Here is a 26,589-nt window from a genome sequence, read left to right on the forward strand (position 1 = left end):
AAATTCCCGTCGTCCATCCATATAATTAGTCGTCTAATAATTAGATAACTAACGGATATGATATTCCTAATCCACTTGAAAGTCAAGAGAAAATTATGCCGCTTGTTTCGGTTGATTGTTCCGACCCTTTTTTCCGGATATCTCTTCAGAAACAGATTCCATATCAATGCAGTACGGTTCTGGCAGGACCTCTTTGCTTTCACAGAATTTTTCCATGCAACAAAAAAGATGGACCTTCCCATCCATCTTTCTTTGCTTCTGTTCTGATTTTTTACTGTCTTTTCCCTTCTCAAAGCCATCGTTGTTCCTGTCTGTCCGTCTCCGGGTACGCTTCGTTCTTTACAACCCCCGTGCTTCTTCAAATATCCTGCTATCCGAACAATTTATCGGATTCCAGAACGATGGTAAAGGGGCCGTCATTTACCAGGCTGACTTTCATATCCGCTCCAAACTGTCCTCTTTCCACCACAGGAACCATGGTTTTGCACTGTTCTATGATATATTCGTACATTTCTTCCGCCATTTGCGGCGCACCCGCCTCAATAAAGCTGGGACGGTTCCCTTTTTTGCAGTTGGCATACAGCGTAAACTGGGAGATCAGCAGAAGTTCTCCGCCCACCTGTTCCAAAGAAAGATTTGTCTTTCCTTCTTCATCTTCAAAAATCCGTAGTCCCACCATTTTTTTGATCATCTTGTCTGCGATCTCTCTGGTATCCTCATTGCTTACTCCCACCAGGACCATATAGCCTTTTCCGATCTGGCCGATCACCTTACCGTCCACTGCCACAGAACTTTCCGCCACTCTTTGTATCACAAATTTCATCTTTCTGCATTCCTTTCTTTTACCATCTGAACATAGTCTAAAATCTCATATCCGATCTTCTCATAGAGTTCCTTCGCCCGCTGATTCTCCGGCTCTACTTCCAGCCGCAGCCTGGAAACCATGGAGGAAAATTCTCTTTCTACGAAGGAAAAAAACTGTTTTCCCAGCCCCAGACCTCTGTAGGCGCTGCGGATATACAGTTCTTCTACCCAGATGACCATCCCGCCTGCTTCCTGGGAAAAGGTCTTGCTTACCAGACCATATCCTACCGGCTCTTCCTTTTCTTCCAGAATATACGCCTGTACATAATCCTTCGACCGCATCACTTCTTCCCAGGCAGCCTTTCGGTGGCTTTCCGGTATCGGATGCAGGACTGCGTCCGACTCATAAAACTCCTTCGTCAGTTCCATGTATATCTCATAATCTTTTTCCTGTACTTCACGAATCATATTGTTCCTCCTGTCTCAATACTTTTTTGGGTTCCGGCAACTGAACCAGCAGGATGGCTCCAAACATCAGCAGGCACCCCAGCTTCTCCCTGGCTGTCAGCCGCTCTCCCAGGATCACCCAGCCTGCCAGTACGGAAAAGGTGGCTTCCAGACTCAGGATCAAAGATGCGATTGCCGGATTCATGTCCTTTTGTCCTACGATCTGTAGCGTAAAGCCCACTCCGCTGGACAGGATCGCCGCATACAGCAGCGGAATCAGTCCCTCCTTTAACATGGAAAGCTGAAAGGACTCAAACAAAACAGAAGGGATGACACAGATCAGTCCGCAGAAAAAGAACTGGACGCAGGCCAGCTTGGTGCCGTCCACCTTTGGTGCAAAATGATCCACCACAAGGATGTGGAAAGAAAATACAACGGCGCTAAGAAACGTCAGAAACTCTCCAAAGCCAATGGTGAGAGTCTCTGTCAGGCACAGGAAATACAGGCCTGCCAGTGCAATCCCCACAGACATCCAGATCTTCCAGCCCATCTTTTTCCCAAGAAAAATCCCAAAAAGAGGTACCAGTACAATATAAAAGGTTACAATAAACCCCGCCTTTCCTACCGTTGTATACTGAATCCCCACCTGCTGCAGACTGCTTCCCGCAAACAGGCACAGCCCGCAAAGCAGTCCTCCCAGCACCAGATCCTTTCCAGATTTTTCAGACGCCTTTTTCTTTTCTTCCTTCAGAATCCGGGGAAGCAGCCAGATGACAGGAAGCAGGGCCACTCCTGCTATGATGTTGCGAAGCCCGTTAAACACAAAGGGACCCATATAGTCCATGCCAAGACTCTGAGCCACAAAAGCCGTTCCCCATATAAATGATGTCAGCAATAACAGCACTGCATTTTTCATTTTCATAAACAATTCTCCCAACCTGTTGTAACATAAACATTTGCATTATATCACAATCCGTCGGGAGAATCATCTCTCTTATAAAATTTGTTTTTCTTCCTGTACTTTTCTTATCCGGTCAATCCGGATCTAATCTTTCAGTTTCCTGCTTTTTTTGTTTTTTGCGCCCTTTGGTTTTCCCTGATCCGTTTACCTTTCGACTATTTTCCGTCTTTTTATTTTCCGTCTTTTTCTTTTGTCTTTCCGATCGCTTCCGTCTTTGCCACAAACTGCACCGCTTTCACATGGGTGTTCTTTTCTGAAACAAAGGACCGGGGCGTAAATCCCTCTCCTGTCAGTTTATTCTTTATTTCCTCCAGTTTTGATTTTGCTTCCGCCAAAGCGCTGTTGCTTTCCCCCTGCAGGGCGGCGGTTCCCTCCTGCAAAGCGGCCGCTCCGCTTTCTGCACTTCCAAGTCCGTTTAAAAGTGTCCGGCTGCCATCCCGCAAAGCCCATGTGGCTGCCTTCAGACTTCCGGCGCCCTGATCCAGCGTCTCCATGCCTCCGGCAACCGACTCTATCCCCGGATACAGCTGATGAGAATAGCTCTGGTAAAGGGCGTCCGTTCCGTCGGTATACTGTATCACTGCCTGATGGAAAGACGGCGTCTCCTGATTGCCTTCACAGTAGGCTGCGTACAGTTGATGCACGCCCTGGCGAAGCGCTGCAAGCTTCTCCTGCGTCGATCCTAACGTCTGTATCTTCTGATTCATGGTCTGCAGGGCCTGTTGTGTTTGCTCCAGACCTTTCTGAATCCCGTTTTCTCCCTGATACCCTGCACTTAGCTGCCCCAGTCCTGCCACCAGCTGCCCGTATCCTGCTCCCAGGGTCTGATAGCCTCCCAGGACTGCACTGCTGTTGGTCAGGGCCTGGATCGCCGCCGTCTTTTCCGGGGAATCCTCCAGTTGTGCCAGCTGCGCTGCAGCCGCTTCATTTGCCGCGATGGACTGGCCAGCCAGCCCGTCCTGTGCTGTCCTTGCGCCTTCCAGCTCCAGACCGGTGTTGTATGCATTGGAAATCCCCTGCCCCAGTTGTGCCGACGCCTGCACCAGCGTTCCAAACTGTTCCGTCAGCTGTCCCACTGCCCCTATTGCTTCTGTCAGCTGCAGTTCTTCTCCTCCCTGACCATTCAGCTGTTGCTCCAGTTTTGTCAGTCCGGCTGCGATCTGCGCCGATGCTTTTTGCATCTGCTGTGAATTTCCTGCCACCTGCGCCAACCCGGACTGCCAGTTTTTTGCCCCTTCTTTCAGGTCACTGCTTCCCTTGGCCAGCGCAGCCGCTCCTACGTCCAAGCTGTCTGCTCCGTCTCCCAGCTGTTCCAGTCCCCGGGACAATGCCGTTCCTCCCCCGGTCAGTCCGGAAATCCCCGCTGCCAGCTGATGGCTTCCGGCATTCAACTGCTCCACCCCGCTTAAAAATGCATTCTCTTTTTCTTTTAAAACGCCGGTATCCATCTGCTCTTCTTTCACGTCAAAAGACAGAGGAACCGCTTTCAAAACGATACTGTCCATCTCAAAATCCGTAGCTTTTCCCCGGATCTCTATATCCGCATCCTGCCCCGGGATCACTGTGTAGGTCAGCTGTTTCTCTCCCGAAACATTTGCCTGCATGGCTCCTTCTGCCTGCACATCACTAAAATGCTTTCCCGACAACGTGGCCGTGATCTGAAGCAGATAATTTTCTGTAAAATCACTGTATGTTTTCACCGCTTTGGTCTGGATATGGATTTCTGTCTCTCCCGACTTTCCTGCGATCTCTCTGGCGGAAACCTCCTTTCCTTCCAAAACATACTGGATGCTTACCTCCCAGGGAAGTTCTTTTTCTTTTAAATTCCCCTGATAATAAAATTTCCCTTTTTCTCCCGCCACAGTTATTTTGTCTTCCTTCTGTCCTATCTTCGTGTCAGAAGACAGGTTTTTTACGGATTCATACTTTCCATAATCTGTGATGGTCTCTTTTTTATCCAGCTGATAGCCGTTGACCACATAGACTCCCGATACACTCCCGTCTGCTTTCAGGTTGGCGTACACATTTTCTTCCTTGTCTACAGGTTTCTCCTGTGCCAGAGCAGACGCCCCATTTCCCAGCAGCAATCCTGCCGACACGAAAACGGCCATCGTTTTTTTCCATACCTGTTTCATAGTTCTTACTCCTTTACAAATTGTTTGTCCAATGATGTTTTCTGAATAAACTTATCGCATGTGATCAGTAACTGCGGAAGTACGAGGATCACCAGTACCATGGAGATGGCTGCTCCCCGGCCGATCAGGATCCCAAGCTGGCTCAGCACCTGATTGGAAGAAAAATTTCCCAGGATCAGTCCTACGAAAGTCATGATCAGCCCGGAAGTCATCACAGAAACCGTGCCGGTCTGGATTACCTTTCTTGCCGCTTCTGTTTGCCGCATAGTCTTTCTGTTTTCGCAGTAACGGTCTGTAAACAGAATCCCATAATCAATGGTGGCTCCCAGCTGCACCGAGCTGACGATCAGGTACGCAATGTAGTACTGAGGTCTTCCGGTTAAGTAAGGGATACTCATATTGATCCAGAACGCCGCCTCGATCACCAGTGTCAGAAGCACCGGGATACTGGCAGATTTAAAATTCACCAGCAAGATCACAAACACAAACACGACTGCCATCGCCGTTACCTTTTCATTGTCCTGTGTGATGGTGCTTTTTAGATCTTCCGTACTTACGAGGCTGCCTGCATACTCCACATCCTTTCCATAATAGGATTCAGCCGCCTTTCGCACGCTTCCCACCGTTTGCTCCCAGTCTGCCTCCCCCTCCTCTGTGTCCAGATGAAGGATGAACCTACTGTATTTTGAGGAATACAGCTTCGCCGCCTGCTCTTTTGGCACAAACTCTGTCGGAATGGATTCTCCCACCGTATCCACATAGGAAATGACACTGGTCACCTTCGGCATTTGATGAAATGTCTGACTAAGCTCCTTTTCTTTTTTTACATCCCCTTTCGGCACCAAAACTGCCACCACGTTAGATGTCCCATATTCTTTTTCAATGGCCTGGATATCTCTTCCCATCTGTGTCTTGTTGGTGCTGTAGATTTTTGCGGAGCCGAATACAAATGTGTTTCTCCCCTGCATCAGAAAACACGGGATAACCAGGATCAAAAACAGGATCGCAGCCACCTTTCCCAGACTCTGCACCTTTTTGGAAAACCGATCCAGAGGAGGGATCAGTGGCTTGTGATGCGTCTTGTCGATCAGTTTGTATGTATTGGTTGCCAGTGCCGGAAGCAAAACCAGCACACTGGCCAGGCTGATGACGATCGCCTTTGCCATCACCCATCCCATGTCCGGTCCGATCTTAAACCGCATGAAGATGAGGGCTGCAAAACCGGTCACCGTAGTCAGCCCGCTGGATAAAATGGAGCCTGCCGACTGCCGGACTGCATGCTTCATGGCCGATTCCACATCTTCTCCTTTTTCTCTGTTTTCTCCGAAACGATGCAGAAGAAATACGGCATAATCCATGGACACTGCCAGCTGCAGGATACTTCCTGCCGCATTGGTCACGAAAGAAATGGTTCCAAACATCAGATTGGTTCCCCGGTTGATCAAAATCGCCATTCCCAGCGTAACCAGAAACAGCACCGGCTCATACCAGGAGGTCGTCGTGATCAGCAAAATAACAAAAATCAGCGGAACTGCATAAAGCATGATCTTTGCGATCTCCTTCGAGGTCTGTACCGGAGCCAGTGCATCTGTTACCGCTTCTCCTTCCATGTAATTCTTGTCCCCGATCACCTTGCGGATCCCCTGTACTGCACCGAGTCCTTTGGATTCATCCACCGTGACCTGAAACAATGCATTTTCATCCTTGTACCATTCTTGAACCGTATCCTGATCCAGCACCTCCATAGGCTGTTCTATATCCACTGCATCATCCAGCCACTCCACTGCCTCCACTCCATCTACCTGTTCTATTTTCTCCTTGTAGGACAATGCTTTGGCCACTGAAACGTCCCTGATCATCACACGCATATTGGGAACTGCCTGTGTATACTCTGACTCCATCACATCCAGCGACTTTGTAGACGGTGCATCGTCCGGAAGGTAATCTGCAAATTTATAATTCACCCCTACCTTCCCGGATAGGAAAACGGAAATCGCCGTACAGATCACAAAAACGGCGATCACTGTTTTCCTGTATTTCATAATGATATTTGTATATCTTTTCATTGCTGCCTCCCTCCATTACTGCTCTATCCTAGAAGTCCTCCCCTGCTTTTTCAATGGACAATTTCCCGGATTTGTCCTATTTTTAGACAAATCCGTCATTTTGTGGCAAAAAAATCAGGGCTTTTCTTGTAATTTCCCCTTTTCCCCTTTAAAATAGGGATATATTTCATTTGAGAGAGGATTTTCCGCCTATGAAGCAAAATATATCTTCCCTACAGACGAAAAAACTGATCGCCGAAGCACTGAAAAGCCTGCTTCGTACAAAGCCTCTGGAGCGCATTACCATCAGTGATATTTCCGATACCTGCGGGATCAACCGCAAGACTTTTTACTACCATTTTCGGGATGTCTATGATCTGATCGAATGGATCTTCAAAGAAGAAGCCATCCAGACCATCAAGGACTATACTCTGCATGACGATCCGAAGGGGGCGCTGACCTTTGTCCTGCAGTTTTTATCCGATAATGCGCAGATCTGCCGGGGGCTTCTGCAAAGCATGGGGCGCGACCATCTGAGACTCCTGTTGCACAAGGATGTGGCACATCTTTTTTATTCCTTTATCCGACAGCATTCTCAGGATCTTTCTGTCCCGAAAGAATACAAGGAATTTTTAGCCTGCTACTACGCCGATGCCATTGTAAGCGCGATCCTTACCTGGTTTGAAAATGGTATGAAGGAGTCTCCCGAGCGGCTGATCCAGTTTCTCGTGCTGACCAATGAGGACTCTATCCAGGCAGCTTTACAGCGTGCCGAAGCACTGTTATAAGGAGGGTATATCAGATGTTGCTTGAAAAACTTTTGTCTCATCCGGGATTTTTATACCAGATCGGACCGTCCTACTATTATCTGGGGAAATGGATCTGCTCTCCCTGTACGGATCAGGAGGCCAGCGACTGCCATTTCATGTTCCACATGAATCTGGACAGCCAGGAGCATCCGGAGGCCGCCTATTATTTTCTCAAGCTAAGAGCCATGTGTGAGTTTGCCCTGGAAGTCCCGTATAATCCGGGCAAGATCCGAAGGGATATGGAGGAGTTCCTGGCGCGCCTGTCTCCTTCCGATCTGGAACTTCTGACCCGGCAGTTTGAAAAGTTTCAGACAGCCTGGGAGAATTATGGTCAGGAAACCATCCGGTAATTTACAAAGAAAGGATCAAATCCTGCTGCGTCCGGCCCTGTTTTATGCCCGGTCCGGATCTCGCCAGCCGGCGCCATCTGCTTCTGCACCACAAAAAGGATCACACCTGTATCTTCATACAGATATGATCCCTTTTCTTTGCAGATTTCTTTCTTTTGTTTTCTATCAGACAGTCCGCCGTTCCCCGTATACGAGGTGCCATCTTCCGGTCGGTTTCTCTCCGCTCTCTCCAGCCGATGCCGTGTACCATCTTCTGCTTCTTTCCGTTCTTTGGGTGCCGTAATTATTCTCTGTCTTCTTCACACTTCTATGCATTCTTTTCTGTTCTTATGCACTCTCTTCTATAAAGTAACGCTTGTACCACACCAGGAACACCAGCACGGTGTAGATCTTTCTGGCATGATTGGCATTTCCTTTGTAATGTTCATCCAAAATGCGAAGGATTTCTTCCTGTTTAAAAAACTTCCCTGCAAAATCAGAAGCAAAGTATTCTCTGGCGTAGTGGTAGTGCTTTTCCTCTGTGAACCAGATGCGGATGGGCACCGGGAATCCCTTCTTGGTTCTCTGATACCACTCTTTGGGAATCTTCCCTTTGGAAGCCTCCCGCAGCACAAACTTCGTCGTTCCATGTGCGATCTTCTGGTCACTTCCGATTCCCTCTGCCACCTTCATCACTTCTTTATCCAGGAAAGGAACCCGAAGCTCCAGAGAGTGCGCCATACTCATCTTATCCGCCTTTTGCAGAATATCTCCTTCCATAAACAGTTTCAGATCCAGGAACTGCTTTTTGGTGACATCATCTTTTCCTTTCACCAGTGCATAGACCTTATCGGTGATCTCCTTTACCGGAGTCCCTCCCCGGTATGCATCTGTCAAAATCTGCTCTGCCTCTTTTTCTTCAAAGATCAGCGCTTCTCCGATGAAAGTCTCTTCTACCGGAAGTCCTGCGCGAAGGAGAGTCGTCTTCCCCTTGAAATTAGGAAGGTGCTTTGCCATCCTGGCGGCTCCCCGCACCAAAAAGGCCGGGAACTTTTTCAGGAACCTTTGCCCCTGGTCCATATCATACCATTCATATCCACCGAAGATCTCATCTGCCCCTTCTCCGGAAAGAACTACCGTCACGCCATTGTCCTTTACCAGCTTCGCCAGAAAATACAGCGGCAGTGTGGACGGATTGGACTGGGGCTCATCCATATGATACTGGATCTCCTCCAGCTTGCCCATACAGTCATCTCCGGTGATGGTCCGCTTGATGTTTTCAATTCCCAGAATATTTGACAGATCCTCTGCCATGGTGGTCTCATCAAAGCTTTCCTGCTCAAACCCTACGGAAAACGTCTTGTCCGGCATGAGACACGCCGTAATGTAGCTGGAGTCGATCCCTCCCGAAAGAAAGGATCCCAGCGGCACATCCGAATGTCTGTGCGCTTTGACAGAATCCTCCACTACCTCCTGGATCCTTTTTACATTTTCTTCCAGGCTTCTGTTTTCGTCTCGGAAATCAGCCTCCCAATACTGCCCCACAGACAGTGCGCCGTCCTTGTAGGTAAAAAAGTGTCCCGGACGAAGCCGCTTTACCCCTTTGAAAAAAGTCTCCTCCGGCTGGGAGGAATACTGAAATGTCAGATAGGGTTTCAGCGCCTTTTCATTGACTTCTTTTTCAAATCCGGGATGCTCCAAAAAGCTTTTGATCTCAGATGCGATCATGAGGCAGGGCTTTTGCGCCTCCGTATATTCGTACAGATAGTATGGCTTGATCCCGAAGATGTCCCGGGCGCCAAAAGCCTTTTGTTCTTCTTTGTCCCAGATACAAAAAGCAAACATCCCTCTTAACTTATGTACGATCTCTTCTCCATACTCTACATATCCGTGGATCAGCACTTCGCTGTCCGTATTGCTTTTAAAATGATAGCCTTTTTGCTTCAGCTCTTCCCGCAGCTCCAGGTAATTGTAAATCTCTCCGTTAAATACCAGCACCTTTGTCCCGTCTTCACTGTAGAGGGGCTGGCAGCCGGCCTCCGACAAATCCAGAATACTCAGTCTGCGAAACCCCAAGGCCGCTTTTTCATCGTAATACATGCCTCCCATATCGGGCCCTCTGTGCACAATACGATCCATCATATTCTGTAAAATTTCTTCTTTTTTTTCTCTCTCATCAAAAAAACCAACAAATCCGCACATATTCTCTCCTTTATTCTCCTATGAGCCCTGCCGACGGTCCCTAGGACGGATTTTTCGACGGCTCCCGCCGTCTGTCTTTTCGCCTCCGCTTCCTCTGAAAGAAGAAACAGGACGCTCTGTTCCAGAATAAGCATATCGTTTAAGAAAAAATCCTGCCTCGCAGGATTCTCCTGAAATAAAAAATACTGGTCATGCATCACAGCATTTCCAGCATCTTTCCAAAACAGGGGATGAGGGAATTGAACCCCCGCCAAAGGTTTTGGAGACCCCTATCATACCACTTGACCAATCCCCTACGGCTTGCGTACCTATTACTTATATCACACAGCCAACTTCTTGTCAAGTATTCTTCTGCTCCAAGCCTGTCTGTTATGGCCTGTGCTTTCTGCTTTCAAATACTGTATCTTCCTGATCCTGCCTAACTGTCATCTGACGGATCTCTTTTTAAACTACGGTTCTTTTTTATGATATCTATCGGCTCTTTTTCCCGATCCTTTATTCTTTCTCTTATTTTGAAACGTTTCTGCGCACCTTCAGCAAAACTTTTCCAATGGCCAGCACCAGCACCGCTGCCGCTGCCGCTTCCGGAATGCCTGCTGAGACAATCGTCCCCATGATCAATCCCCAGACCGCATTCATCCCTACTTCCCGCACACTGGCATACTCTTTGGCAAACAGCAGGTAAATGCTGCCCATTACTAGAATGGTATTGACCATAGATCCTGCAAACCCAATTACCGGAAGTGCGATCTCCTGTCTGATCTTCGTTCTGGACAGCAAGACCCAAAGCCATCCTGCCGCGATCCCGATCAGGCACCGACAGCCCACGGAAACCCAGATCGCCTTACATGCTCCCGGCAGCCCCGTGGTACTAAGAAACGGGGAAAACGCAAAGGATACCAGGGTAGGTGCCATGGTGTTGCTGATCAGGGAGCAAAGCCCAAATACCCCGCCCAGGATCCCTCCTGCCAGAGGCCCAAATAAAATACCGCCTAAAATTACCGGAATGTGTACGGTTGTCGCCTTGATCACAGGAAGCTGGATCATCCCCAGAGGCGTATTCGCCAGCAAGATAATGATCGCCGCCAAAAGTGCAACACCGGCCATCCAACGTGTGTCTTTCTTTTCTCTCTTCATTTTTTCCTCCTTGTTATCATTCTCATCTTCTGAGATACAATACAAATGTCGGTTTATTATATCACTTTCCGGAAAGGATAGAAAGATTTTGAATGGAAAAAGAGGAAAATTACAGCGGCTTTTTGTTAAACAGGGGAATGCTGACAGCAATGCAGATCACACTCATTGCCGCGGTGATGATCAGCGGTATGATGTATGTTTCTGTTTCCGCCGTACCATAGATCAACGAATTTCCGTCCATCAGAAGCGTCGGCAAATATTTTTTTACGCCAGGCAGCAGCCCCAGCAAATATGATCCGAAGACGATACCGCCTGTGGCAGCAAGCACACCTGTATTTGCGTCCAGAACAGTGGAGAATACGATCATCAGTGAAATGATCCACATCCCGAACCCCCACCAACACACCACGGAAAGCAACATGTTCTGCACCACAGAATTATCCCAGAAATATGCATTGTATCCATAAGTGATTCCAAAGCAGATCCAATAGCAGACTGTCCAAAGAGTACCCAGCATGATCGTTTTGGAAGCAACCACCTTATAGCGTTCCAGCCCTTTTGTCAGAGACAGCACCAGCGTACCCGTTTGGTATTCTCTGGTGAAGATACTGCTTTCCAAAAGAACAAAGGAAATAAGGGCTATTGGCATATTCCTGAAAAACTGCCCCCAGGAATCCATAGCACTCACGGTTACGGTTGTAACAGCCATACCAATTTCCGCAAGAGAATCCGACGACATCTCAAGCAGCCACGGTGTTAATTTTGCAACGGCAGGATTCATAATGCCGAACAGAACAAACAAGATGCCAAGAAGGATCACCCTGCCGGAACGAAGCTGTTCCTTTAACTCTTTTTTTATAAAGGCCAGAAGTGCTTTCATTTTTCGATCACCTCCATAAATAAAGATTCAAGGGTTGGTTCCATCCGTTCCCATTTCAAAAGGGGGATACGTTTCTCTGCTATAAAGCGCAGTATATCAAACACGGCGTAATCTCTTTCGTAAAAAGATACCCGGGTGCTGCTAATTTTCCGCATATTGGGAAAAGACTGTTGAAAAAGATTTATATCTGTTTCTTCTTTTGTTTCTATGGAATACTCTTCCCCGCGGTATTTTGCCTTAACATCGGCAAGCTTCCCCTGAATACTTACGGACCCGTTATGAAGAACAGCTACATCTGTACATATGCGCTCCACATCCGATAAAATATGGGTAGAAAACAAAACCGTTGTCCGCTTTCTTACAGCAAGAAGAATCTCCAGTATTTCTTTTCTTCCTACAGGATCAAGGGCGGAAGTAGGCTCATCACAGATCAGCAGCGCCGGATGATTCAACAACGCCTGTGCAATTCCCAGCCGCTGCTTCATTCCCCTTGAAAATCCTTTTATGCGGTGTGTTTCACTGTCAAGTCCCACCAGCTTCAGCAGATCTTTACAACGTTTCTCCTTCTCTGTTTTTTTCAGCCCGGTGATTTCACCGCAGAACAAAAGATATTCCCGGGCAGTCATAAACGGATAAAACTCCGGTACATCGGGAAGATAACCGATATAGCGGTTTGTTCCTGTCTGTCCGTAAACAACCTTTTCTCCACCAACCAAGATCTCTCCTGCATCTGCTTTTAGAAGCCCCAGTATCGTTTTCATCGTCGTTGTTTTGCCGGCGCCGTTTTTCCCGATAAATCCAAAGATACTGTGTTCTGGCACCGCCAGGTTCAGCCCTTTCAGCACCTCCTTGTCACCAAACCGTTTGTACAGACCGGCGATGCGCAGAAGATTCATCACGCATCCTCCTTTCCAAACAGGAAATAAAGGACCGGTCCGACAAAGCTCATCAGCACAACGGTAACAACAAGCCACCATGTGCGATTCCCCCGCTTATATGTATTGTGTGTCAAAATGTGATACAGCGTATAAGCCAGCAGTGTAAACTGTGCAATAATAAGTGGAATTAAAAACGGAAGATATTCCATGATCCTATTCATCCCTCTTCTCCTTTCCATAAACTTCTACACAAAAGCCGTGATGTCCGCAGCAGGTACAGGTCAGCTTTCGGAGTGTCGGCGTATGCTTTGCAAAAAGCACTTCTTTCAAATTGGGTCTGAACACGTTATGGCACTGCGGGCAGATGTACGCAACCCGCTTAAAGTAAAAGACCGACACCCAGACTGCATAGGGGATCGCCAACATAGCCCATACGACAAGAGGCCACCATATTCTTGAACCGATCAGCAAGATCACCGCTATCCACTGGGCGATGCAAAGGGGAAGCCCCGTAATCATCAGAATGGCGTGAAGCTGCTTTAGTTTTTTTCTATGTTCCATCGCATATGCTATGTCTCCTATAGATTCAACGGAGAAATTTTCTACACTTTTCAATTCTCGCCGGATCCCGTCGATTAATTCTAGTTTTGCTCTGCGGTCATTTACTTCTGTTTCAAGACATTTCGCCTGCTGCTCCAGTAAAACGGAGATGGTGCCGCCCGGATTTTTCTCTGAAAGCAGCTCTCCAATGCTGTTGATGGATAGTCCTGCATCGCGGAGAAAGCAAATAATCTTCATTTGCTTTAGATCCTGTTCAGAGTAGAGCCTGCGCCCGCTTTCAGAGAATTCGCTGGGAATGAGAATATTTCTGGAATCATAGTACTGTACCGTCCGAACCGATACGCCACAGAGCTTTGCAATTTCTCCTGTTGTATATTTGGGCATAGCTTTTCCCTCCTTTCGCTGCTTATTTTACAACATGACGCAGCGTCACAAGCAATCCCTTATGCAAGGAATTTTTTTCAAAACAGGTGTATTTCTTTCTACAAGAAACTTTTTGATTTACTGAAATTCTATACAGTTGTGTCCCTGATCCATATCTGTACATCTTAGGAACCACAAATCTGCCGGAAGCCTTCCTCGCTTTAACCGACCTTCCTTTCAATTATTGTCCCTCCACTTTTTCCATCTACCCAACCCCAATTCCTAGTCAGGTCTTTCAGGGAACCGACCCTGCCACAAACGAGAACTGCCATTGCTGTGTATCTCCGCTCTACTCCGGCCGGGTCTTTCTCACCGACACGACTCGACATGAAAATACTACCGTTTATTATTTTTACGATTGCCATATTCCTTCCTAAAAATACCACTCAATCTTTAGACTGGGTGGTATTATACAACAGCTTTTAACGCCTTTTCGTATTCAATTTTCAACTGTCGCTTAAACTCCTCGATTTCCTCCGGAGTCATGCCGGGTTCTGCTGTTGCGCATATCCACGGAGTTTCATCTGTTAATATCTCTGTGGCTTTCGGCTGATCCTTGTACATTTCATCGTAATCATCCACCAATGCATTCTCTAGGATAACGGAAAATTCGTATATATCATCCGGTGTGTTTTCCAGGAAGTCTTTGATGTAATGCATTATTTTTTCAAACATCCTTCCATCCCTCCTTTGTCTCTTTTGCTCTGATGATCGTCACAACCTTTTCGCTTTCTCTGCTTTTCACGGCAGCAAGTTGACATTTTCTGTCAATGTAGACCAGTTGCTTTTTCCTCTTTGTCGTCAGGCTCTCCTTTTAAAAGATTTATCAATTCCTTTTCTGATATGTCAGTATACTCAGATTTGTTTCACCGTGGCAATCGGCTTGAAAAACAGATGATGGGAGTCCAGCATGAAACAAATAAGGACCTCTCCAGAACTGATCTAGCAAATCTTGAGCTAACTGACGAAGAATTAAAAATGGTTATGGAATATGCTACATTTATTAAATCGAAAACATAGGAAAAATAAGGAATAAGTTAGGTTTCATGTTGCATTTCGTGTTGCATATCTGTCTAAAATACGACTTTTTCCCCCATTTATAAGAAATATTCCTAAAAACAAAAACAGCGCAAACCCCTGATTTACAAGGATTTGCGCTACTTTCCGGCTTAGAGCCACAGCGTGGGCGAGAAGATTCGAACTCCCGACCTTTTGGTCCGTAGCCAAACGCTCTATCCAGCTGAGCTACGCCCACACAATCATCTTTTTTACGACCTGAACCTGTTCCATGTCGCAAAAAAGTGCGGAGAAAGGGACTTGAACCCTCACAGGATTGCTCCCACTAGAACCTGAATCTAGCGCGTCTGCCATTCCGCCATCTCCGCTGACAAAGGTTATCCTACCACAAACTTTTCCTTTTTGCAACAATTTTTTATTGATAATTTTTACATGATACTTTTTAATTTTTCTGACATAGCTCCTAGACTCGCAGCATTCCTCTGAATCCTCTGCTTGCATAATAGGATTCCACTCCATTGTGGTAGTAAAATACCCTGCCATATCTCTTATCTCCAAACAGGCCTCCCCCCAACCTCCGCATTTCTTCCGGCGTCTCGATCCAGCTGGATGTCTTGAAATCATAATCTCCGGTCTTTTGCAGCAGGGCATACTCCGCCTCCGTTAGGATGGTGATCCCCATCTCTTCCGCCATGGTGTGCGTATCCCCGGACGGCTTATTTTTCTTTCTGGCTTCCAGCGCCTGTCTGTCATAACAAAGACTTCTTCTTCCGGAAGGACTTTCTGCCGAGCAGTCACAATACAGGTACCTTCCCGTTTTCTCATCAAAGCCGATCACATCCGGTTCGCCGCCTGTTCTTTCCATCTGGGACAAAGCCACCAGATTCTTCTCATCTGACAGGATCCGTTTCTTTACAGCCTCCCAGTTACAATCCTTGTGTCTCTCCATATGGGCAGAAAATCTTTCTTCCAGCTTTTCCAATATCCCTTCCATTATCGTATCGTTTCCCATATTTCTTCCCCTCCCGGTAAATATTTTCCTGTTTTCTTCCTGGTTTCTTCCCTCTCGCTTTCCCGCCAGGATCGTATCCTGTCACAAAACCTTCTCAGCCTCGCTTTTTGTACTTCTTCTCTTCTGATTATTGATCCTTTTCCGCTTATCGATCCTTTTCCGCCGCTCGGTACAACTGCTTTGTCTTGTAACCGGCCCCTAAGATCTCCACCATTTCCTTCTGCCTTCTTTGCAGGGTCGCCTCTGTTTTAGCCGAATACAGATACCTTGCCCAGTCCTTCTGATAGCCCGGCGTCAGTTGTCTGTAAAATTCCAGCTGCTTTGGATAGTCTTCAAGGTATGCTTTCACATCCTCCAGTCTGTCCACATAATCTTCCACACGTCCGGAAGCTGCCGCAGATGTTTTATTCAGAGATTGGGGCAAATACTTCATTCCCACCAACGTATACGTTTCATCTACAGCCGCCATCAGACAAAACTTTAATTCTGTTCCCTTTACATATCCGTCCTCTCCTACCTCCAGATAAGGAAAAATACTGTCTCTCCCAATAGAGGCATATCCTTTTTTATTTTTGGTCTTAGGATAGATCAGATACAGACATCCCTGCACCGGCAGGATTTTTTCCTTCCAAACAGTATCAATGACTTCCTTCATCTCACTTAAATCGTATACATAAGCGATCCCCAAATCTATTTTCTTTTCTCCGATCCGGAACATCTCTATCTCATCAAAAGGAGACGCCTCTCTCGCTTTCCGAAGTCGTCTGATCTGCTTAAATTTATCCAGTCTGATTTTCTTTCGCAGTGTCGCTTCCATCCTTTTCCCTCTTTTCAGGTTCTTTTGCTGTTTCGTCTGTCCTTTCTTTTCAGCCAGACGCCCGCTGTTCTCTCTTCTTTTTTTGGAGTTTCTCCATTGTACCCTCCCTTCTTCTTTTCCGCAACGAAAATTTCTTTGACGATTTCCCTTTGGCGATTTTCCACCGGCTTTTTTGATATTTTCTCTCCTGTATCACCCGATTTATCGGCTATTCCTTGCCCTCTGCCGCTTCCTGTGATAGACTGTTAAAGTTACAAACCCATATATTAGGTAGAAAATCACTAGGAAGAAGGATTTTATGAAAACAAAACGAGAAGAAATTCGTAATATAGCGATCATTGCCCATGTAGACCATGGAAAAACCACTCTGGTGGATGAACTGTTAAAGCAAAGCGGCGTATTCCGCGAGAATCAGGAAGTGGCGGAGCGTGTCATGGATTCCAATGATATCGAAAGAGAGCGTGGAATTACCATTCTTTCCAAGAACACTGCCGTTTATTACAAAAATACCAAGATCAATATCATCGATACTCCGGGTCATGCAGATTTTGGCGGCGAAGTAGAACGTGTCCTGAAAATGGTCAACGGCGTCGTTCTGGTGGTAGATGCATTTGAAGGAGCCATGCCTCAGACAAAGTTTGTTCTAAAAAAAGCACTGGAACTGCAGCTTCCCGTCATCGTATGTATCAACAAAATCGATCGTCCGGAAGCACGTCCCGACGAAGTGATCGACGAGGTTCTGGAACTTTTGATGGATCTGGATGCCTCTGACGAGCAGTTGGACTGCCCCTTTGTCTACGCCTCTGCCAAATCCGGGATCGCAGTCCTGGATCTGTCTGATGAAGAAAAAGATATGCAGCCGCTGTTTGAAACCATACTGGAATACATTCCGGCTCCCGAAGGGGATCCCGACGCCAACACCCAGGTCCTGATCAGCACCATCGACTACAATGAATATGTAGGCCGGATCGGCGTGGGAAAAGTAGATAACGGGGTTCTGAAAGTGGGAATGGAAGCAGTGGTGGTCAATGCTCATGACACAGCCCGCCAGGAAAAGGTACGGATCAGCAAGCTGTATGAATTCGAGGGTCTCAACCGTGTAGAGGTTTCCGAGGCTTCTATTGGATCCATCGTGGCTATTTCCGGAATTTCCCATCTGTCCATCGGAGATACCATCTGCTCTCCGGAGGAACCGGTGGCTATTCCGTTCCAAAAAATATCAGAGCCTACCATTGCCATGCAGTTTTTGGTAAATGACAGTCCCTTTGCCGGTCAGGAGGGAAAATTTGTTACCTCCCGTCACCTGCGGGAGCGTCTGTTCCGGGAATTAAATACAGACGTCAGCCTTCGGGTGGAAGAAACAGAAAACATGGACAGCTTCCGTGTTTCCGGCCGCGGCGAGCTCCATCTTTCCGTCCTGATCGAAAATATGCGCCGGGAAGGCTATGAATTTGCCGTAAGCAAGGCTGAGGTCCTCTATCAGAAAGACGAAAAAGGACATCTTCTGGAGCCTGTGGAGACTGCCTATATTGATGTCCCCGAGGAATTTACCGGCACTGTGATCGACAAACTCAGCCAGCGAAAAGGTGAGCTGCAAAGCATGAACATCTCCGGCAGCGGCTCTACCCGTCTGATCTTCCATATCCCTGCCCGCGGACTCATTGGCTATCGCGGTGAATTTCTTACGGATACCAGGGGAAACGGCATAATGAACACTGCCTTTGAGGGATATGTGCCATTCAAGGGCGACATCCAATACAGAAAACAGGGCTCTCTCATTGCCTTTGAAACAGGGGAAGCCGTCACCTACGGATTGTATAACGCACAGGAAAGAGGCCAGCTTTTTATCAGCCCTTCCCAAAAAGTCTACTCCGGAATGGTAGTGGGACAGAACGCAAAAAATGATGACATTGAAGTCAATGTCTGCAAGACAAAGCACCTGACCAATACCCGTTCCTCCGGCGCAGACGACGCCCTGCACCTGACCCCTCCCCGACTTTTGAGTCTGGAGGAGGCGCTGGATTTCATTGATACAGACGAACTCCTGGAGATCACTCCCAAAACACTCCGGATCCGCAAAAAGATCCTGGATCCCAAATTGAGAAAGAGAGGAAATAAGTCATGAGCTTCCTGTGGTTTTTAGAGGGACTTCGCACTCCCGTCATGAATGTGATCATGGAAGGTATCACCTGGCTTGGACAGGAAACTGTCCTCCTTCCTCTGATCTGCCTTTTTTACTGGTGTATTGATAAAAATTTTGCCTATGTGCTGGGATTTTCTTCCTTTACCTCCGGACTACTGGTGCAGACCTTAAAGATCACCTTCCGAATCCCCCGGCCATGGGTGCTGGACCCCGGGTTTTCTCCCGTGGAAAGCTCCGTTGCCCATGCCACCGGGTATTCTTTTCCCAGTGGCCATACCCAGTCTGCCACCAGCCTGTTTTATCCGTTGTCTAAAAATGCCAAAAACAGGCTCTGGTCCCTTCTGTCCGTCCTTGCCTTTTTACTGGTAGGCTTTTCCCGGATGTATCTGGGATGCCACACTCCAAAAGACGTGCTGGTTTCCATGCTGCTTTCTTTGGTGATCTCCGCTCTCATCTGGAAATATCAGCATCTCTTTACAGAATCCTCCAGATTTTTAAAACCCATTGCCCTCGTATTATGCGGCGTTGCAGTTTTCACGGCGGTGTATGCCCTGCTTCTTTACGGAAATGGTACGATCGAAAAAAAATATGCCCTTGACTGCTGTAAGGCGGCCGGAGCCGGCATCGGCTTCGCTGTCGGCTGGTATCTGGAACGTACCCGCCTGCATCTGGATCCCCGCTCCTCTTCCAAAAGTCGCCGGGCTGTCCTGTTCTTTTTGGGACTTGCTCTTACCCTTGCATTGAAGCTGACCTTTTCCCTTCTTTTCGGACAATCGATATTGGCAAACATCTTAAAATATTTTATACTTGTGTTGTGGGTTTTGTTTCTTTACCCGTATCTTTTTCACTTTAAATTTACAAGGAGAACGACAAAATGAGACATTATGTATCCAACCTTTTAAGACATCTTGCCGTTATACTGGAATTTTTTATCGCGGCCATGCTGTCTGTGGGCATTATCCTTCTTTGTTTCCGTATGGCTACCTCTCTTGGGCATATTCCTGACCTGAACGTCTGGCCCAATTATGATGATCTTCTGGAGACCTGCTTCAACCTGATCATTGGTGTGGAGCTGATCCGAATGATGTATTACCACACTCCCAACACCGTTTTTGAGGTGCTGCTGTTTGCCATTGCGCGTCAGATCATCATTGAACATTCTTCTCCCTGGAGCAGCCTGATCGGCGTGACTGCCATAGCCGTCCTGTTCGCCACCAGGAAATTCCTTTTCTGCGAATTCGATATTTCTGACCAGGTGATCTTCCGCGCCACTTCCAAAGTTAAGACCATCAATAAACTCATGGGACTTCAGATTCCCTTTGAACCGGGAGATACTTTGGGAAAGGTGCTGCTTGCCCAGCTGGAAAAGGAAGACATCGAGATCGGAACGGGCGCCTGCGTTTATTTCCAGGATTGTGGGCTTCGTGTTGCAAAAATGCATGACGGAAAAATTTCCCGAATTGAAGTAATCCGTGCTATACATTAGTCTAAAAACGTGCTATACTCTTTATATCAGATAGATTGTTTATATTTTTTTAATTATCTGAAATCTGTTAACAAAGGAGTTGGACAGTATGAAATTTATTATTATCGGAAAAAACATCGAGGTAACGCCCAGTCTGAAGGAACGGGTAGAATCCAAGCTTGGCAAACTGGAGCGCTATTTTACCCAGGGCACGGAAGTTCACGTCACCCTAAGTGTCCAGAAAGAAGCTCAGAAGATTGAGGTGACCATTCCTGTGAAAAACGGAATCATCCGCTCTGAACAGGAAAGCAGCGATATGTATGTATCCATTGATCTTGTGGAAGAAGTGATCGAGCGTCAGCTTCGCAAATATAAAAACAAACTGATCGCAAGGCACCAGGAAGGTGGATATTTCCAGGATTCCTTTCTGGAGGAAGAGGACGGGGATGCTCCCGAGGAGATCCAGATCGTCCGCACCAAGAAGTTTGGCTTTAAGCCTATGTATCCGGAAGATGCCTGCGTACAGATGGAACTGTTAGGACACAGCTTCTACGTATTCTGCAACGCCGAGACGGATGAAGTCAACGTAGTGTATCGTAGAAAAAATGGCACCTTCGGTCTCATTGAGCCGGAATTTTAACATTTTCTGAGGCACAGCCTTCCAGCGATGGGAGCCCTGCCAAAACTTGATGGAACTTCTTTTAGATATTGTATTTTCTATACTCCCTTTCCGGCAGGCGGGTCAGCCCCTGTTTCCCGAAGGGGAGTATTTTTTAATCCTGGAAAAAATCAGACTTCTGAAGTTGCGCTGTAGGACAGAACGTGCATTACAGAACACCCGGATAGAAGCCGCAAAAACAGAGCGCCGGGTCAAAAAAAGATGTATTCCCCCTCATGATTCCCGTAGGAGCAGGCTTCCTCCTCCAGGATCTTTACCTGTCCGTTGGTTGCTTCCATCCATTCTTTCAGCAGTTGCTCTTTTTGCTCTCCGGGAAATGCCACTTCCAGACAAACCTCCTGTGTATAATCGCACTTGAAAGGAACGATTCCCCGTCTTCCCAAAATATACTGGATCTTTCCCAGCCCTGTGTAGTCTGTTTGGATCTTCATTCGGATCCCCGCCGTTTTTTCCAGAATGACCGACTGCCTCAACCCTTCTTTTACTGCTGCCGCATAGGCTCTTACCAGCCCTCCCGTTCCCAGAAGAGTCCCCCCAAAGTAACGGGTAACCACCACGGCTGCATCATGGATCCCCTCCCCCAGAAGAACTTCCAGCATCGGCCTCCCTGCGGTTTGGGAAGGCTCTCCGTCGTCACTGCACCGCTGTAGATGATTCTGCTCTCCTACTACATAAGCAAAACAATTATGCGTAGCATTCCAGTATTTTTTCCGAAGCTCTTCTATAAACCGCAAGGCTTCTTCCTCATTTTTCACGGGCATGGTCGTGGCTATAAACCGGGACTTTTTTTCCACGATCTCCCCTGTTCCTCCCCTGTATAAAACTTTATGTTTCATATATCCCATCTGCCGTTTCCTACCTTCGGCAGTTTCCTTTCTTTTTTTCTTCTACTATAACGGACTTCCCCGGTTTTTCCTAGACTTCTTTCCTATTTTGTCTGTGGTTTTTTATTTTCCTGCTTTGTTCCCTCTTTCTTTCTGCTTTTTAGGATCCTTGTTTCTCTTTTTGGTATTCTTAGGAAAATGTGAAGTTTTCATTTTTGGCTTTATTAACCCTCCTCTTTTTGTTATAATAAGCAAACATAAGGAGGCCAGTATTCATGAATTATGGTAGAAAAAAAGCTTCTCAAAAGCGAAAAAAAATCACATCAAAGTCTGCGATGCAAAGCAAGCGTCTGGGCGTCCGTCTGTTCAAAGCCTTCCTGCTTTGCATTTTAGTGGTGGGACTGGTAGGCATGATCGGTGTCGGGATCTTTGCCAAACGGATCATCGACCGCACACCGGATGTTTCGGCGGCCGACATCAAGCCCAAGGGCTTTACCACCTTCGTCTATGCTGACGACGGTGTAACGGAGACGGCAAGATTTGTCACTTCCGGTTCTAATCGTGTATACAAAACTCTGGACGAGATTCCGGCATATCTTCAGCACGCTTTCGTAGCCATCGAAGACGAGCGTTTTTACAAACATAACGGAATCGACCTGCAGGGGATCGCCCGTGCTGCTTTCGTGGGCATCACTTCCGGTGACTTTTCCGAAGGAGCCAGCACGATCACCCAGCAGTTGATCAAGAACAACGTCTTTCCTAATTTCGTCAACGAAAAAACTTTTTACGACAGTCTGGAGCGGAAGCTACAGGAGCAGGTTCTGGCTCTGGAAATCGAAAAAAAGATGGATAAAAATACCATCCTGGAAAGCTATATGAATACCATCAACCTGGGACAGAATTCCCTGGGAGTGCAGTCCGCTTCCAAGCGTTACTTCAACAAGGACGTATCGGAGCTGACCCTTTCTGAATGTGCCGTGATCGCGGGAATCATCCAAAATCCTACCGGATACAATCCCATTACCAATCCTGAGCAGAATCAGAAGCGGCAGCATATCGTCCTGAAATATATGCTGAAACAGGGATATATCACACAGGAGGAATATGATGCGGCGCTGGCGGACGACGTGTATGCCCGTATCCAGAATGTAAATACCATCACCTCTGTAGAAAGCCCCTACACCTACTTTGTAGATGCGCTGTCCGAGCAGGTCATCCACGATCTTCAGGAACAGCTGGGCTATACCGAAACCCAGGCCTACAATGCCGTATACAGCGGAGGGCTCAGCATTTTTTCTACACAGAATCTGGGCATGCAGCAGATCTGTGATGAAGAGATGAACAACGATGCCAATTATCCCCGTTTGAAAGAATATGGTCTGGACTATGCTCTGACAGTGACCCGGGCGGACGGAACAGCCGAAAACTATGGGTCTCAGGATATCAAAAGCTTTGTAAAAGCTACCTACGGCAGTGAACAGGGTCTCCTGTACAGTACAGAAGACGAGGCGCGTGCGGTGATCGAGCAGTGGAAGGCTACCATTGCACAGGAAGGAGATACCTATGACGAGGTTGTCAACCTCTCTCCCCAGCCTCAGGCGTCCCTGACTCTGATGGAACAGAGTACCGGATACATCAAAGCCATGGTAGGAGGACGAGGAACCAAGGCAACCAGCCTCGCGCTGAATCGGGCTTACACCGGATCCAAGCGTCAGCCGGGATCCTGTTTTAAGATCCTGGCAGCCTATGCGCCGGCTCTGGATGCAAAAGGCAAGACTCTGGCTACCGTCGTGCGGGATGAGCCCTACAAGCTGACAAACGGCAAGACGCTCCGGAACGCCGAGGGTACCTATGGCGGCGATACTACCATCCGCCGTGCCATCGCCAAATCCACCAACGTTGTAGCTGTAAAGATCAGTGATGAGATCACCCAGCAGCTGGGATTCAACTATTGCGAAAAATTCGGTATCACCACCCTGGTAAAGAAAAAAGAGATCAACGGAGATATCTACAGTGATATCTCGCAGACTCTTTCTCTGGGGGGAATCACCGACGGTATCTATAATTTTGAACTTTGCGCAGCCTACGCTGCCATCGCCAATGGAGGCGTCTACCACTCTCCCACTCTGTATTCCAAGATTCTGGATCATGATGGAGGAGTGCTTCTGGAAAATGTAGGCGAAACACGAACTGTTATCAAGGACAGCACCGCAGCTCTTCTCACCAGCGCCATGGAAGACGTTGTGACCTCCGGCACCGGATACGGTTTCAAACTGCCCAATATGCCGGTAGCCGGAAAGACCGGTACAACTTCTGACAACAAAGACATCTGGTTTTGTGGGTTTACCCCCTATTACACCTGTGCAGTCTGGGCCGGTTATGACGACAACAAGGAGTTGAGCGGCGACACCTACTTCCATTCCAGAATCTGGAGCTCTGTAATGAGCCGTGTGCACACCGGACTGCAGACCAAGCAGTTTACCATGCCTGCTTCGGTGGAACGTAAGTCCGTATGCGCCATTACCGGGAAGCTTCCCACCAACGGATGTCCTGTTATCACAGAATACTTTGCGAAGGATACTCTGCCGACCCAGTACTGTCCCGGACATAAAAGTGAAAAAGACAAGGACGAGGAGGAGGAAGACGAAGACAGCTCCAACAACAGCAGCAATACTACTAACAGCACCAATACGGATAACACAAGCGATGAGGGGAATACTCCCGAGCCGGAACCAGAACCGGAGCCGGAACCTTCCCCCTAGCTTTCACAGATGGGGATATGAGACAGCAGGCAAATTACCGGATAAAGACATTTTGTATTGCAGAAATCCCTAAAATTAAACTGATTTCAGTCAGGGCTGCCGGCTTGGCCGGCAGCCCTGTTCTTGTGTTAGGAAAACCATGCGATAGTCGCGTGGTTCTATAGGAGCTTTTTCCGTGCGTGGATAAGCGTTCCGCGCAACAAAGGAATTTGCAAGCTAAGCTTACTCCTTTGCTTCAAATTCGTAGATTTCAAGAATTTCTGCGCTACCGCCCGATTGGCTGCCTACCGATACCATAACGTATTCGCCTTCTGCATCGGGAACAACGACTGTCCTTTCGCAAAGAATCAGATAATTTGTACCTGTACCCATCTGCTTCGCGATAAGCGCAACGGGGGAATACTCCACACCCGTAAGTCCTTCATACGCCTTTTCAAGCGCTTTTTTTGCCTCCTCTGTTACGATGGGACTGTCAACGGGTACAAAGTCACCCGTTATTTCCTCTTCGTGGGTTGCGTTCGCTTTGCTGGCCTTTATATCGACAATCTCCTCTTCCCCGTTCAGGCTCTCATAAAGAGTTACCAACGCATAGGTTGCATTTGCATCAGGAACTACAGGCGCAGTTTTGCAAAGCACCAGGTGATTGGTACCTGAAACTGTCTGAAAAGCAATATATGCAACCGGTGTGAAGGTGACTCCATCCATGCCTTTCATCGCTCTTTCAAATAATGCTTCTACGGTTTTCGTGATTTTGGGTGAATCTGCTTTCGTCCACCCTCTATTGATTTCACTTCCAGCTCTTTTTCCTTTTTTTGTTTCCTGTTTGCTGCACGCTGCAAAAACGATACAGCTTGTCACAAAAAGTGTAAGGCAGACTAAAACTGCAATCATCTTTTTCATTCTTTTGTCCTCACGTCTGAGCTTTTTTGAACCACAGTTTTTACCTTTTAGGTATCCACAGCCAGCAACGGTTAACTTTCTTGCAATATGTCCTGTATTCTTTCCCGTACATGTCTTGAAGCCATTTTTCTTCGGTATGCTTTATAAGCCACGGTCAACAACCGTCACCAGTCCATAATAGATTTTTCTCAATCTGTTTTTCACCGACATCCCTTCTTTCTAAGTAGATTTTCTGTCTTCTGCTTCTGACCATTTTCTTTTTAAAAAAAAGAGGCATAGAAATACATCATTTCTCTACCTCCCTATTTTACTACTCGTTTCTTGCTGTCTGTTCTCTGCTGTCTCTGCGTTTTGGGAAGTTCGATCTCCTGTCTTCTATTCCCCCAGCCTCTGTAGCAGCAGCTTGGCCGCTCCACAGATCCCTGCGTCGTTCCCCAAGCTTGCCAGTTCAAACCGGGTACCGCTGTTTGCAAAAAACTGCTTTTTCCTGAAATATTTTTCTATGTATGTAATGACGATCTCTCCTGCCTTGGAAACGCCTCCGCCGATCACGATCAGAGACGGGTCTGCCACTACCGCCACATTTGCCAGGGCTCCACCCAGATAGGCTCCAAACTCTTCCGCGATCTCCTCTGCCAGTTTATCTCCCTTTTTCAGAGCGTCAAATACAGACTTGGCGCTGTTTTCCCTTCCTCTCAGACAAGAAGGAAGAGTGCTTTCTTTCAGATGCTTCTCTGCCAGTCTTGCAATCCCCCGTGCTGACGCATACTGCTCCAGGCAGCCAAGCTTCCCGCAGCCACAAGGCTTTGTTTCTGTCTCATTGACACAGATATGACCAATCTCTCCGCCTGCTCCATGGCCTCCTACCAGTGGATGGCCTCCTACGATCACGCCTCCGCCTACGCCTGTTCCCAGCGTCACCATCACCATATTTTTCTGGCCCTTTCCTGCTCCCAGCCACATTTCACCCAGGGCAGCCAGATTGGCGTCATTTCCAACCTCCACCGTATATCCTGTCAGTTCCTCCAGTTCTCTTTTTACTTCTTTGTATCCCCAGCCAAGATTAGCGGTATTTTTTACGATCCCTTCTTCCCCCACCGGAGCCGGAATCCCAAGCCCGATTCCTGCGATCTGCTCCTTCGTCAGATGATGTGCTATCCTCTTTTTTTCCAGCGATCCTGCGATATCCGGAAGGATCTTCTCCCCGCCGTTTTCCGTTCTGGTCTTTATCTCCCACTTCTCCACCAGGATCCCTTCTGTGGAAAACAATCCTATCTTTACGCTGGTTCCGCCCACATCTACTCCAAAACAATACTCCATTTTTCTTTCCTTCGCTTTCTGTCAGTCTTTTGCCGAAAT

General features: G+C 47.5%; 25 protein-coding genes and 3 tRNA genes. 7 read left to right on the forward strand and 21 right to left on the reverse strand.

Annotated elements, in window-relative coordinates; translation table 11 throughout:
• Positions 1-370 precede the first annotated feature (370 nt).
• The 5 genes from dtd to FYJ34_RS03010 form a co-directional block, all read right to left on the reverse strand.
• Positions 371-823 (reverse strand): D-aminoacyl-tRNA deacylase, encoded by a 453-nt coding sequence (gene dtd, locus FYJ34_RS02990; RefSeq protein ID WP_154476111.1) that lies wholly within the window; start codon positions 821-823, stop codon positions 371-373.
• The gene (locus FYJ34_RS02995; RefSeq protein WP_154476113.1) at positions 820-1,272 is read right to left on the reverse strand and encodes a GNAT family N-acetyltransferase; all 453 of its coding nucleotides are present in this window, start codon (positions 1,270-1,272) and stop codon (positions 820-822) included. Before FYJ34_RS02995 ends, dtd begins: the two co-directional genes overlap by 4 nt.
• A complete protein-coding gene (locus FYJ34_RS03000; protein ID WP_154476115.1) occupies positions 1,262-2,173 on the reverse strand; it encodes a DMT family transporter in 912 nt (303 codons plus the stop codon). The genes FYJ34_RS02995 and FYJ34_RS03000 overlap by 11 nt, the downstream gene beginning before the upstream one ends.
• A 209-nt stretch (positions 2,174-2,382) precedes the next feature.
• Positions 2,383-4,347: a hypothetical protein gene (locus tag FYJ34_RS03005; RefSeq protein ID WP_154476117.1), complete on the reverse strand. Its 1,965-nt coding sequence runs from the start codon at positions 4,345-4,347 to the stop codon at positions 2,383-2,385.
• 5 nt (positions 4,348-4,352) lie between these two features.
• Entirely contained in the window at positions 4,353-6,413 is a 2,061-nt protein-coding gene (locus FYJ34_RS03010) for an efflux RND transporter permease subunit (RefSeq protein ID WP_154476119.1), read from the reverse strand.
• 191 nt (positions 6,414-6,604) lie between these two features.
• On the opposite strand from FYJ34_RS03010, the gene FYJ34_RS03015 reads away from it, so the two are divergent.
• Together FYJ34_RS03015 and FYJ34_RS03020 are read left to right on the forward strand one after the other, a co-directional pair.
• Positions 6,605-7,180: a TetR/AcrR family transcriptional regulator C-terminal domain-containing protein gene (locus tag FYJ34_RS03015; RefSeq protein ID WP_154476121.1), complete on the forward strand. Its 576-nt coding sequence runs from the start codon at positions 6,605-6,607 to the stop codon at positions 7,178-7,180.
• Positions 7,181-7,194: 14 nt separating this feature from the next.
• Complete coding sequence (locus FYJ34_RS03020) at positions 7,195-7,551, forward strand: hypothetical protein (protein WP_154476123.1); 357 nt, start codon at positions 7,195-7,197, stop codon at positions 7,549-7,551.
• A 327-nt stretch (positions 7,552-7,878) separates the two neighbouring features.
• Here FYJ34_RS03020 and asnB read toward each other — a convergent pair whose 3' ends face one another.
• The 13 genes from asnB to FYJ34_RS03085 form a co-directional block, all read right to left on the reverse strand.
• Positions 7,879-9,732 carry an asparagine synthase (glutamine-hydrolyzing) gene (asnB, locus tag FYJ34_RS03025; protein WP_154476125.1) on the reverse strand — a complete coding sequence of 618 codons (1,854 nt, stop codon included), beginning with the start codon at positions 9,730-9,732 and terminating at the stop codon, positions 7,879-7,881.
• Between the two features lie 224 nt (positions 9,733-9,956).
• Positions 9,957-10,027: transfer RNA gene (locus tag FYJ34_RS03030), tRNA-Trp, on the reverse strand.
• A 212-nt stretch (positions 10,028-10,239) separates the two neighbouring features.
• Entirely contained in the window at positions 10,240-10,869 is a 630-nt protein-coding gene (locus FYJ34_RS03035; protein ID WP_154476127.1) for an ECF transporter S component, read from the reverse strand.
• A gap of 109 nt (positions 10,870-10,978) precedes the next feature.
• Positions 10,979-11,749 carry an ABC transporter permease subunit gene (locus FYJ34_RS03040; RefSeq protein ID WP_154476129.1) on the reverse strand — a complete coding sequence of 257 codons (771 nt, stop codon included), beginning with the start codon at positions 11,747-11,749 and terminating at the stop codon, positions 10,979-10,981.
• Positions 11,746-12,645, reverse strand: coding sequence for an ABC transporter ATP-binding protein (locus tag FYJ34_RS03045; RefSeq protein ID WP_154476131.1), 900 nt, complete (start codon positions 12,643-12,645; stop codon positions 11,746-11,748). The genes FYJ34_RS03040 and FYJ34_RS03045 overlap by 4 nt, the downstream gene beginning before the upstream one ends.
• Positions 12,645-12,848 (reverse strand): PLDc N-terminal domain-containing protein, encoded by a 204-nt coding sequence (locus FYJ34_RS03050; RefSeq protein WP_154476133.1) that lies wholly within the window; start codon positions 12,846-12,848, stop codon positions 12,645-12,647. Before FYJ34_RS03050 ends, FYJ34_RS03045 begins: the two co-directional genes overlap by 1 nt.
• Positions 12,841-13,572, reverse strand: a complete 732-nt coding sequence (locus FYJ34_RS03055) for a MerR family transcriptional regulator (RefSeq protein WP_154476135.1) — start codon at positions 13,570-13,572, stop codon at positions 12,841-12,843. Before FYJ34_RS03055 ends, FYJ34_RS03050 begins: the two co-directional genes overlap by 8 nt.
• A gap of 200 nt (positions 13,573-13,772) precedes the next feature.
• The gene (locus tag FYJ34_RS03060; protein WP_154476137.1) at positions 13,773-13,976 is read right to left on the reverse strand and encodes a hypothetical protein; all 204 of its coding nucleotides are present in this window, start codon (positions 13,974-13,976) and stop codon (positions 13,773-13,775) included.
• Between the two features lie 43 nt (positions 13,977-14,019).
• Entirely contained in the window at positions 14,020-14,286 is a 267-nt protein-coding gene (locus FYJ34_RS03065; protein WP_154476139.1) for a hypothetical protein, read from the reverse strand.
• Between the two features lie 506 nt (positions 14,287-14,792).
• Positions 14,793-14,866, reverse strand: a tRNA-Arg gene (locus FYJ34_RS03070).
• A 47-nt stretch (positions 14,867-14,913) separates the two neighbouring features.
• Positions 14,914-14,996 (reverse strand) — tRNA-Leu (locus tag FYJ34_RS03075).
• A gap of 95 nt (positions 14,997-15,091) precedes the next feature.
• Positions 15,092-15,640 carry a DUF4256 domain-containing protein gene (locus tag FYJ34_RS03080; RefSeq protein ID WP_154476141.1) on the reverse strand — a complete coding sequence of 183 codons (549 nt, stop codon included), beginning with the start codon at positions 15,638-15,640 and terminating at the stop codon, positions 15,092-15,094.
• A gap of 145 nt (positions 15,641-15,785) precedes the next feature.
• Positions 15,786-16,457 carry a YdeI/OmpD-associated family protein gene (locus tag FYJ34_RS03085; RefSeq protein WP_154476143.1) on the reverse strand — a complete coding sequence of 224 codons (672 nt, stop codon included), beginning with the start codon at positions 16,455-16,457 and terminating at the stop codon, positions 15,786-15,788.
• A gap of 298 nt (positions 16,458-16,755) precedes the next feature.
• Here FYJ34_RS03085 and typA point away from each other — a divergent pair, with 298 nt between their 5' ends.
• From typA to hpf, 4 genes are all read left to right on the forward strand, one after another.
• The gene (gene typA, locus FYJ34_RS03090; RefSeq protein ID WP_154476145.1) at positions 16,756-18,582 is read left to right on the forward strand and encodes a translational GTPase TypA; all 1,827 of its coding nucleotides are present in this window, start codon (positions 16,756-16,758) and stop codon (positions 18,580-18,582) included.
• Entirely contained in the window at positions 18,579-19,478 is a 900-nt protein-coding gene (locus tag FYJ34_RS03095; RefSeq protein WP_154476147.1) for a phosphatase PAP2 family protein, read from the forward strand. Before typA ends, FYJ34_RS03095 begins: the two co-directional genes overlap by 4 nt.
• Positions 19,475-20,086: a phosphate-starvation-inducible PsiE family protein gene (locus FYJ34_RS03100; protein WP_154476149.1), complete on the forward strand. Its 612-nt coding sequence runs from the start codon at positions 19,475-19,477 to the stop codon at positions 20,084-20,086. The genes FYJ34_RS03095 and FYJ34_RS03100 overlap by 4 nt, the downstream gene beginning before the upstream one ends.
• Before the next feature lie 88 nt (positions 20,087-20,174).
• On the forward strand, positions 20,175-20,705 hold the full coding sequence (hpf, locus tag FYJ34_RS03105; protein WP_154476151.1) for a ribosome hibernation-promoting factor, HPF/YfiA family: 531 nt from the start codon (positions 20,175-20,177) through the stop codon (positions 20,703-20,705).
• 230 nt (positions 20,706-20,935) lie between these two features.
• On the opposite strand, the gene FYJ34_RS03110 is transcribed toward hpf, so the two are convergent.
• Positions 20,936-21,580 carry a YigZ family protein gene (locus tag FYJ34_RS03110; protein ID WP_154476153.1) on the reverse strand — a complete coding sequence of 215 codons (645 nt, stop codon included), beginning with the start codon at positions 21,578-21,580 and terminating at the stop codon, positions 20,936-20,938.
• Positions 21,581-21,843: 263 nt separating this feature from the next.
• Here FYJ34_RS03110 and FYJ34_RS03115 point away from each other — a divergent pair, with 263 nt between their 5' ends.
• Positions 21,844-24,330 carry a transglycosylase domain-containing protein gene (locus FYJ34_RS03115; RefSeq protein WP_154476155.1) on the forward strand — a complete coding sequence of 829 codons (2,487 nt, stop codon included), beginning with the start codon at positions 21,844-21,846 and terminating at the stop codon, positions 24,328-24,330.
• A 222-nt stretch (positions 24,331-24,552) separates the two neighbouring features.
• Here the strand turns inward: FYJ34_RS03115 and FYJ34_RS03120 are convergent, their stop codons facing one another.
• Both FYJ34_RS03120 and FYJ34_RS03125 read right to left on the reverse strand, forming a co-directional pair.
• The gene (locus FYJ34_RS03120) at positions 24,553-25,230 is read right to left on the reverse strand and encodes a hypothetical protein (protein ID WP_154476157.1); all 678 of its coding nucleotides are present in this window, start codon (positions 25,228-25,230) and stop codon (positions 24,553-24,555) included.
• A 375-nt stretch (positions 25,231-25,605) separates the two neighbouring features.
• Positions 25,606-26,550 carry an ROK family glucokinase gene (locus FYJ34_RS03125; RefSeq protein ID WP_154476159.1) on the reverse strand — a complete coding sequence of 315 codons (945 nt, stop codon included), beginning with the start codon at positions 26,548-26,550 and terminating at the stop codon, positions 25,606-25,608.
• Between the last annotated feature and the right edge of the window lie 39 nt (positions 26,551-26,589).

The organism is Suipraeoptans intestinalis (assembly GCF_009696485.1).
Taxonomy (GTDB): domain Bacteria; phylum Bacillota; class Clostridia; order Lachnospirales; family Lachnospiraceae; genus Suipraeoptans; species Suipraeoptans intestinalis.